This is a genomic window from Actinomycetota bacterium, assembly GCA_040905475.1.
Taxonomy (GTDB): Bacteria; Actinomycetota; AC-67; order AC-67; family AC-67; genus DATFGK01.
In genome coordinates this window covers 78,248-87,359 of the sequence record JBBDRM010000136.1, presented here as the reverse complement: position 1 = coordinate 87,359, position 9,112 = coordinate 78,248, and the positions used below count along the sequence as shown (strand labels likewise).

The 9,112-nt window shown below is 65.9% G+C and carries 10 protein-coding genes; 3 read left to right on the top strand and 7 right to left on the bottom strand.

The window, feature by feature from the left end; all coding sequences use genetic code 11:
- Window positions 1-571 (bottom strand): P-loop NTPase (locus WEB06_16650; protein MEX2557245.1); only part of this gene is annotated, 571 nt, incomplete at its 3' end.
- Window positions 572-837: 266 nt separating this feature from the next.
- Here WEB06_16650 and WEB06_16645 point away from each other — a divergent pair.
- The gene (locus WEB06_16645) at window positions 838-2,202 is read left to right on the top strand and encodes an NDP-sugar synthase (protein MEX2557244.1); all 1,365 of its coding nucleotides are present in this window, start codon (window positions 838-840) and stop codon (window positions 2,200-2,202) included.
- 855 nt (window positions 2,203-3,057) lie between these two features.
- Complete coding sequence (locus tag WEB06_16640; protein MEX2557243.1) at window positions 3,058-3,645, top strand: hypothetical protein; 588 nt, start codon at window positions 3,058-3,060, stop codon at window positions 3,643-3,645.
- A 285-nt stretch (window positions 3,646-3,930) separates the two neighbouring features.
- On the opposite strand, the gene WEB06_16635 is transcribed toward WEB06_16640, so the two are convergent.
- The 3 genes from WEB06_16635 to WEB06_16625 are packed head-to-tail and all read right to left on the bottom strand — an operon-like array spanning window position 3,931 to window position 5,011.
- Window positions 3,931-4,479: a GNAT family N-acetyltransferase gene (locus WEB06_16635; protein MEX2557242.1), complete on the bottom strand. Its 549-nt coding sequence runs from the start codon at window positions 4,477-4,479 to the stop codon at window positions 3,931-3,933.
- 5 nt (window positions 4,480-4,484) lie between these two features.
- Entirely contained in the window at window positions 4,485-4,718 is a 234-nt protein-coding gene (locus WEB06_16630; GenBank protein MEX2557241.1) for a PaaI family thioesterase, read from the bottom strand.
- A complete protein-coding gene (locus tag WEB06_16625; protein ID MEX2557240.1) occupies window positions 4,652-5,011 on the bottom strand; it encodes a hypothetical protein in 360 nt (119 codons plus the stop codon). Before WEB06_16625 ends, WEB06_16630 begins: the two co-directional genes overlap by 67 nt.
- An 85-nt stretch (window positions 5,012-5,096) precedes the next feature.
- Between WEB06_16625 and WEB06_16620 the strand changes: the two genes are divergently transcribed.
- Window positions 5,097-5,615 carry a winged helix-turn-helix transcriptional regulator gene (locus tag WEB06_16620; protein MEX2557239.1) on the top strand — a complete coding sequence of 173 codons (519 nt, stop codon included), beginning with the start codon at window positions 5,097-5,099 and terminating at the stop codon, window positions 5,613-5,615.
- On the opposite strand, the gene WEB06_16615 is transcribed toward WEB06_16620, so the two are convergent.
- The 3 genes from WEB06_16615 to WEB06_16605 all read right to left on the bottom strand — a co-directional run bounded on the left by WEB06_16615 (window position 5,612) and on the right by WEB06_16605 (window position 9,085).
- Window positions 5,612-7,309, bottom strand: a complete 1,698-nt coding sequence (locus WEB06_16615; protein ID MEX2557238.1) for a hypothetical protein — start codon at window positions 7,307-7,309, stop codon at window positions 5,612-5,614. The two genes, WEB06_16620 and WEB06_16615, sit on opposite strands and share 4 nt — an antisense overlap.
- A gap of 85 nt (window positions 7,310-7,394) precedes the next feature.
- Entirely contained in the window at window positions 7,395-8,177 is a 783-nt protein-coding gene (locus tag WEB06_16610) for an ABC transporter permease (protein ID MEX2557237.1), read from the bottom strand.
- Complete coding sequence (locus tag WEB06_16605; protein ID MEX2557236.1) at window positions 8,174-9,085, bottom strand: ABC transporter ATP-binding protein; 912 nt, start codon at window positions 9,083-9,085, stop codon at window positions 8,174-8,176. The genes WEB06_16610 and WEB06_16605 overlap by 4 nt, the downstream gene beginning before the upstream one ends.
- Between the last annotated feature and the right edge of the window lie 27 nt (window positions 9,086-9,112).

The following is a 9,112-nucleotide window of genomic DNA, read 5'->3' as shown; positions in this document are numbered from 1 at the left end:
CGAAGAAGCCCATCGAGATGACCTTCACGCCGTGCGCCTCGAGCGGCAGCATCATGCCGTTGAAGGACGTCGGACGGCCGCTGACGCCGAGCATGCGAGGGATCGAGAACCCCCAGACGTCGCAGTCGACCACGCCGACCTTGAAGCCCTGCTGGGCGAGCGCCACGGCCAAGTTGGCCGTCACCGACGACTTGCCGACCCCGCCCTTACCGGAGGCGACCAGGATCGCCTTGGTTCGCGTCCCTTCGCCCCAGAAGGCGATCGGCCGGTGCTGACCCTGCGGTTGCCCGGCCCGGAGCTTGCCGACCATCGTCTGGCGCTGATCCTCCGTCATGACCCCCAGGCGAACCTGAACGGCCTTGACGCCCTCCAGGGGCGCCACGGCGGCGGTCACGTCTCGCTCGATCCGGTCCTTCATCGGGCAGCCGGGAACGGTCAGGAGGACGTCCACCGTGACCGTGCCGTTGTCTAGCACGACGTCACGCACCATCTCGAGCTCGGTGATCGGCTTGCCGATCTCGGGGTCGAGCACCTTCGAGAGCGCGTCGAGCACCTGTTCCTTGGTGGCCATCGAGTCCTTCCGGGAGGGCGGGCGACAGGCGGGGTTACGTCCCACGTTAGCACGCCCGAGATGCCTCCTCATCCGACTGAAACCGACGGCAAGAACCCCGAGCGGCGTGACGAAGGCGAGCGCATAATGGGTAACAACCTCGTAGCAACCTCGGTGCCCCCGGGGGCGGCAGACCAAGCCGACCAGCTCCCCCACCGTCTCCCGGGGGCCCACTCTTTCAGCGGAAAGCCGCCCGGTCGAGCGGGCAGGCTACGTAGGATGGGCTCGTGGCCGTTGAGAGCATGTTCGCGACCGGACCGATCGTCGGGATCGGGCTCGCGGGCGGACGCGGCGAGCGCGCCCGGACTCTCACCGTCAAAGCCCCCGGTTACCTCCGCTCGAAGGCGGCGATGAGCTTCGTCGGCCGCCGGCTGGTGCGCTGGATCCTCGAGATCCTGACCCATGAGGGCGTACAGGACTACTTCATGGTCGCGCACGGCAAAGAGAACCGATACCAGATCAAGATGCTCATCGAGCACGGCGAGCCGCTCGGCGTGCGGGTCCGCTACTCGCGCGTTAAGTTCGACGCCCTCAACACCGGGAGCGCCGACGCGACGTTCCGCAACGCCGCGTACTGGGACATCACCGGAACGGTCCTGGTGTTCCCAACCGACTCGATAATCGATTTCGACCTGGCCGCGATGGCCGAGGCGCACGCGCGATCGGGGGCCGTGGTCACCATCGGTGCGATGGTCCGCGAGCCGATTGCCGTCGCCGGCAAGTACGGCGTGATGCTCACCGATCCGGACTGGCGGATCCAGGAGTTCGTCGAGAAGCCGACCCTCGCGGAGATCCACGAGGCGTTCCCGGCGCCGTCCGAGGCCGACTTCGATCGCATGCCGCTGCTCACTAACGCGGGCTTCTACCTGGTCGACATGACGCGGCTGCGCGAGCTGGCCGAGCATGTCGACGTGCAGGCCATGGCGGAGGAGCGGCTCGATTTCGGGCTCGATCTCCTGCCGTGGCTCGTCGGCAAGGGTGAGCTCGCTTACGCCTACCCCGTCGAACGGATCGGCGATCTCGGGAACGTGCCGGACTACATCGAGTCGATGGTCGACGCGCTCCGGGGGCGGTTCTCTTCGGTGACGCGCCTGCTCGGCGAACCATTCGACGCCGCGCGGGGGATCTGGATCGAACCCGAGTCGCTCGACATGCGCGACGCCCACGACCACACCACGCTCGGCGAGAAGATCGCGTCGGGCAGCGTGACGCTCGGACCCGGCGTGCGGATCGGGAAGTACTCGGAGATCCGCGTCGGCGCGCACCTCGAAGAGAGCAACATCGACGACGGCTGCGAGATCCACGAGGGCGCCCGGATCGTCCGCTCGAACATCCGCGACGGCGCCGCGATCGGCAGGGCGGCACAGGTGACCGATTCGTACGTCGGCTCGATGGCCGAAGTCCGTTCGCAGCCCGACAAACCGACGGTCGTCGAGCACTTCGTTGCGTTGGGGGACGAGGTGATCCTGCAGCCGGGCGTCACGCTGTCGGACAACGTGTCGCTCTACCCGCGGGTCCGCGTGCCGTCTGGTGCTCAGATCCCGGCGGGCGCGGAGATCCGCTCCGCCGAAGACGTTATGAAGTACCTCTAGAGGACACTTCACTTTCCATAACCGGCCATTTAATCGACTCGGCTCGACCGCATACTATCCGGTCCCGCCGTCGCAGACTTCCTGCGTCTCAGGAATTTCCCGTTGCAGCGGGTCGAATTTCGAATACCTCCTCTAGATCGCCCGACCTCGCCACGAACCCCAACCACAGACCTCCCACCTCGCAAACCCAAAGCGAGTCCGCAACCACAACCGGCGACCCCTTCCTTATCCGACGAAGACCGAGTCGCTTCCTGAAGAATTGGACAGCTGGAGGTACGCCCGTCGGGCCAACGGCGCCATAAGCCATCGTCGAACGTTGCAGGAACCACCTGTTTGCGATCCGATGGCGCTTCCGACCGCACCCGGCGGCCATCTGGATCGGGAGCGCTCGCATCGGAATCGGAGGAAGAAGATCGTCCGGTGACCCCAAAACGGGTGAAACCCCCCACCGGGGGGGCGTGCCTTCCACGAAGACTACGCGCCTCGATTTAGGAAGCCACACACGGTGCATCCGCTCGCCTTGACTCAAGGACGGCTACAGCGCATATAACGCCTATATGAGACAAATCGTCCGCAGGCTTGCGAGGCTCGCCCTTCCATTGGCCCTCGTCAGTTTGATCCTCATCTTTAGCCTAGTAGCTGCAACCTCGCGACAGCGCGATTTCGGGGACGGATCTCGAGTGATTCCTCGAGGCGTGCCTCAACCTCCAGTCAATCAGCTCCAGCTTGAACGTTAAGGGGGGAGCATCCTTGGGTCTGTGGATGAAGCATTCGGTGCGAGCAGCCGTTGTGGCTTTCGCGGTTTCCTTCGCATTGGTTCCGGCAAATGCCAGCGTCCCGTCGGAGGACTCGGTGATGACTGCGGCAATCCCGGAGCCGCCGGCGATTTTTCCTGATGAATTCTTGGACCGCGTCCGAGCGAAGCAGGTGGAAGCGGGCCCTGTTACCTATCCCCGCGCGAACATTTGGAAATGGGTGCCGAATCCCCTCAGCGTGCCGGTAAATGATCCAGACAGGCCCGGCCCGAACGCTCCCACAGATTCTGTGAAGAGCCCAAAGGATCTCATCCCTGCGCCGTACATCTATCCCGATGCCGCCACGGAGCAGTCGGGCGGCTATCACAAGGACTGCTTTGGGTCCACAGACGAGCCTCAACATCAGTCCCCATATGTGTTTGGTCCTGCGGGGACGTACTGCATCTACTACTACGCGAGCATCTACGTGTACACCGAGCTCTATCGAGACCGATGGTACGGCGAACAATTCCTCGACTCGAATGAGGATTCCAACAGCGAGTCACAAAGGGCTGAAGCTTTCGCGGCGTGGAAGTGTCTAGGCGTTGGCACTTACACCTACCGATCCTACTCTTACCACGAGGTACTCACGTGGTCAGGGCAGAAGGCGTACGCGTACACATGGAACGAGTCACGTTTCTACTGCTAGCGACGTGTCCGCTTAGCTCTGCGGCGATGGAGCGGGCACCTGACTGGATTTATGGGTTAGGTCACGTCGAAGCGATCCTGAGCGCTGTTAGCGGCAGGGCGCATGCGACAGTTCGCGATCTCAGACGCGACTACATCCAATGGCGAGCGGCCGCGCCGGACGGCGCTCGGAACGAGCCATTCGGGAGCGAGTGTGAGTTCGGACCGAAAGAACCACCGACAGTAGAGGCGCGCCGATCAGAGCCATCCGGTTCACGATCGCCTCCCCCCTCGGAACTGCTTCCAGCTAGACGTCGAGATCGATGTCCGCGCGGAGCACGCCGGGCTCCTCGACCCGCATCGTTGCCCCCTGTCGTCGCAGGATCTTGATGATCGGCTGGTTGTCCACGAGCACATATGCGCGGAAGCGCTCGATGCCGTGCGCGACGGCGTCGCGAGCGAGGACGTCCATCATCGTCGTGCCGAGCCCGCGGCCCTGGTAGGCGTCGATCACCGTGACGGCCGGCTCGGCGATCGTCGGATCGTCGCGCAGCCGCACGTTGCGCGCGACTCCGATCCCAGGGCTGCCGGGGTCGTCGGGCGCGAACGCGACCCACGCCTCGTGATTCTCGTGATCGACCTCGGTCAACGCGCGAAGCACCGGCGGCGTGAGCCGCTTCACGCCGCCCATGAACCGGCGGTACCGCGACTCCTCCGACAGGTGGTCGAAGCCGTTGGCGATCCCGGCCTTGTCGCCCGGCTCGATCGGACGCATGACGATGCGCGTGCCGTCGAGCAGGACGAAATCGACCCGCCCACGTCGCGTGCGAACCGGAAGCGCGTGGATCGCAGCCATCTCGATCACTCCTCGGGACGAAGGATCAGGCAGGTCGTGGTGGCGTGCGCGAGGAGGCGGCCGCTCGGATCCGTGACACGCGCCTCCGCGGTGCCGGTCCGGCGCCCAACGTGGACGATCTCCGCGCGGCAGCGGATCAGCCGGGTCTCGGCGGTGATGGGCCGGACCAGGTTCACCTTGAACTCGAGCGTCGTGTAGCCCGAGCCCGCCGGCAGTGTCGACTGCACCGCACACCCCATAGCCGAGTCGGCCAGCATGCCGGATAGCCCCCGTGCACCACGCCTATCGGGTTGTAGTGCTCCTCGCCGACCTCGCCTTCGAACACGGCCCAGCCCTCGCCGACGTCGACCAAGGTGAAGCCCAACAACGAAGCGATCGGCGGGCGGGGGAGGCGGCCCTCGATCATCGAGCGCAGGAACTCCAGCCCGCTCATGCCGCGTGCCTCCGCAGCGAGCGCCATGGGGTCTTCCCAGGTCACCTGCTTGGAGCGGAGCCGGCCGTTCGTGGGGAGCTGGTGGGCGACCGCTTCCATCGGGGCCTCCTCGGTCGGTTGCATCACGCAACGCAATCTAGCAGCGACAGTTGCATGATGCAACTCGGTACCGTATCGTGAGGTCATGAAGCTCAAGAGCTTCGCCGGGATGAACTGCACGATCGCCCAGTCGCTCGAGGTCGTGGGGGAGCGCTGGACGCTCCTGGTGCTCCGGGAGACCTTCCTCGGGACCCGGCGGTTCGAGGACTTCCGGGAACGCCTCGGGATCGCGCGCAACATCCTGACCGACCGTCTCGACCGTCTGGTGGACGAGAGCATCCTCGAGCGCCGGCTCTATCAGGAGCGGCCGCAGCGGTTCGAGTACCGGCTCACCCCGAAGGGGATCGATCTCTACGAGGTGATCCTCGCGCTCAAGAAGTGGGGCGATCGATGGGCGGTGGGGGAGGAAGGACTTCCCCTTCTCCTCCGCCACAAGACCTGCGGCGAAGTGTTCGACGTCTCACCGACGTGCCCGCATTGCGGCGAGGAGATCGACCCGCGCAGCGTGCGCTACGAGCTCGGGCCGGGCGCCGGTCCGGACGAGGTCCGCCGGTACGAGCAGCGCATGGCGGAACGTGCCGCGCGCGAAGCCGTCAGGGCCTAGAAGCCGAGCTTCCCCGCCTCATCGAGCAGCGTCTGCATGACGTGGTCGCCGAAGCAGCGATCGATCGCGAAGAATTCCTCGTACTCGGCTGTTTGCGTGCCGTACTCGGTCACGACGTTCGACAGCACGTCGAACTCGAACGACTGGATGATGTACCCGAGCGAGTCGTTCGTCTGAGCGAATACGAACGTCATCGATGAGCCGGACGTCTTCGACTTCGCGACCTCGGTGATGTTGGAGAAGATCTCACCGGGCGCGAACAGGATCAGCGCGTTCCCGATCCGGTATCCGCCGGCGAACGTCGTAACGCCCACCGCCGAGGCCGTGGTGCAGCCTCGCAAGTGGCCCGGGTCTGGGAGGTCGGGCTTCGCCCAGTGGTAGGCGCCGGGCAGCGCGCCGCCGCCTCCGGGGAGGAAGTCGCGCGCGAAGAGGCTGACGAGCCCGCCGGCGGCTAGCACCGGGTTCGTGACCGGATGCTGGATCTCCGCCAAGCTCGCGGCGACGTCGTTCGTCGTGAGGGTCGTTCCGCCGATCCCGATGTCACCGGCGATCGCTTCGGCGAACGCTTTCCCCGTGTTCTCGGCTTCCTCGTCCTCGGTCTCCCCGCCGCGGCCGCGGATCGATACGTTCCCAAGGCCGCCCTCGAACAGGAGGCCTACTCCGCCGTAGAGCCCCTCCAGACGCCGTGCGGCGGCACCCGGCCAGTCGGCGTGAAGGACGGGACCACCCACGAAGGTCGGGTGTCCCGCGTAGTTGGTCAGCGTCGCGAGCACCGCGCCGCTTCCGGCGGCCCGGGCCTGGAGCCAGGTCGCTTGATAGTCGGCGGTCGAGTAGTAGTGATCCCGGCGCTCGTTGTTGAAGTCACGGAGGACGGCCTCGCCGACGGTGATCGTCGCCCCTTCCATGTTGGAGAGCGCCTGCTTCGCGGATGCGATCACGGAGTCCCGGATCTGGTCCCAGTACCAGGTGGGCAGTCCTCCCCAGCCGCCGTAGCCGTCCGGCCCGGCGTGGGTGTGCGTCGCGCCGATCGAGATGTTCGAAGCCGGAATTCCCGTGTCTGCGGCTATCTTCGCGCGCATGTCGTTGATGCCGCACCCGTCGCAGATCTGGTCGCTGTACGCCGCGAACCAGCCGACGGCGTCGAGGATCTGCATGACGACCGTAGACTCACCGTTGGAGATCGCGATCGATCGGACCCACACGCCGCCGTCGTCGTACTCGATCGCAGGACGCACCGGCGCGGGGATGCCGAACCCGCCGAGGTAGATGCAATCCTTGGACGCGAACGGGTGGCCGTGCCCGTCGCCCGGAAGCACGTGAGTCAGGTCAAGCTCTCCGTCCTCGAGCCGCGTGCAGCCCTCGGTTTGCCACGTCTCGCCGCCGAAGAGCGTCGGCGAGGGGTAGAGGTTCGTCGCGTCGGAACCGACCAAGAAGCTCCCACCCGGGAGCTTGCCGGGCAGGTTCAGGTCCAGTTGCTGGGCCGCGAGGGCCGGAACCTGGGCCGGCTCGGTGTGCGAGGCAGCCGCCGGCGCAGCCTTCGCCGCCGGCGCCGCAGGGAGTGCCTTCGCCGGGCGGTCGGTGATCTTGCTCGTCTGTTCTTTCAGAGGCCCGAGCCCGACGCCGGCCATCGCCCCGGAAAGCAGACCGAGTCCTATGACCAGGCCGACCATCCACGACTTGAAGAAGTTGCGCATGCTGGAGCCCCCTCGTAAGCGACGCTGACGTGATCGGTTTCGACGCGGGGCGGCCCGAATCCTCCCGATCGGTCGGGTGCCGAACTTAGGTCCGCGGCTCCCAGGAGAAGAACCGGGCGGCGGCGGCGACGCCGAAGACTCCCCAAAAGGCCATGACGATCAGGTCCGAAGCCACGAAGCCCGAGCCGGTCGTGGTTCCGCTCGGGTTGTACGCGGTGATCAGGGCGTGAGAGAAGTGTTTGATCGGGAAGATGTCGGCGAAAGTCCCCAGCCATTTGGGGGTGTCGGGGCCGAGCGGAATGAACACGTCGGATACGAACAACAGCGGCAGGATCGTCGCATTGGTCACCGCAGGAGAAGCGTCCGGATTCGGGATGATCGCCGTGACCGCAAGGCCGAGGGCGGCGAACACGGCCGCGCCTGCGGCGACCGAGGCCACGAACGCGGGCATCGTCTTTCCCGGGATGTCGACGTCGTAGAGCACCCGGCCGAACAGAACGACGATCACGACCAAGATGAGAGCGATGAGCATGGCGTGCGCGATTCGGCCGAAGAGGTAGGCCCACCCCGGCAAAGGCGTTCCGCGGATCCGTTTCAGCTGTCCTTCGTCGCGCGCGAACGTTACTCCGATGGCGATGTTCGTGTAGCACGCCGTGATGACCGAGAACGCGGCCACCGCGGGGATGTAGAAGTTAGAGAGGCTCACGACCTCGCCGAATCGGTCGGTTGTGTCGCTCCCGAAGATCAGGTTGAAGATCACCAAGAAGATCAGCGGGAACGCGAACGTGAAGAAGGCGGCCGCGGGGTTCCGCCAGAAGGCGACGTTCTCATACCGGACCTGACGCAGGGCTAACTGGAGATCCCTCACGACGCCGTCTCCGGAGCCTCGCGCGTCAGCTCGAGATAGACGTCCTCCAGAGTCGGCCGCGCGACCTCGAGCCCCTCGAGGGCCATGCCCTTGCCGATCGCCCAGCTCGTCAGCTCGTGCAGAGTTCTCGTCGGGTCGTCGGTGCGTAGTTCCACGCCGGACGCACTGACGGAAGCGATGGCCTTCAGCGCTCTCGGGAGCGCCGGCGCCTCGGTGGGCAGGCGGAATCGAACGAGCGTCACGCGCTCGCCGGTTCCGGTGAGCGTCGACGGCGGACCCTCGACCACGATCCGCCCGGCCGTGATGATGGCGACGCGATCGGCTAACGCTTGCGCCTCGTCCATGTAATGCGTGGTGAGCAGGATGGTCTTGCCGAGATCCCTGAGGCCCTTCACCATCTCCCACGCGCCGCGCCGGGCCGCCGGATCGAAGCCGGTGGTCGGCTCGTCGAGGAAGAGCAGGTCCGGGTTGCCGGCGAGTCCGATCGCGACGTCGAGGCGGCGCTGCTGCCCGCCGGAGAGTCGCCTGACCCGCTCATCGCGCTTCTCGGTCAGCCCGACCAGCGATAGGATTTCGCCGAGCGGCCGCGGGTTCGGATAGAAGCCGCGGAACTGTTCGACGATCTCGCCCACGGTCAGATACGGATTGATGCTCGTCGACTGCAGGACGATCCCGATCCGTTCCTTGTAGACGCGGCCGGCGTTGGCCGGATCCTGGCCGAGGACCGACACCTCTCCGGCGTCGCGCTTCCGGTGGCCCTCGAGGATCTCGACGGTGGTCGTCTTACCGGCGCCGTTCGGGCCGAGGAGCGCGAAGACCTCGCCCTCTCCCACCTCGAGGTCGACGCCGCGGACGGCTTCGAGCGTCCCGTATGACTTGCGGAGTCCCCGCACCGAGATGGCCGGCATCGCGCGGAGCATACCCACTCATGCGGC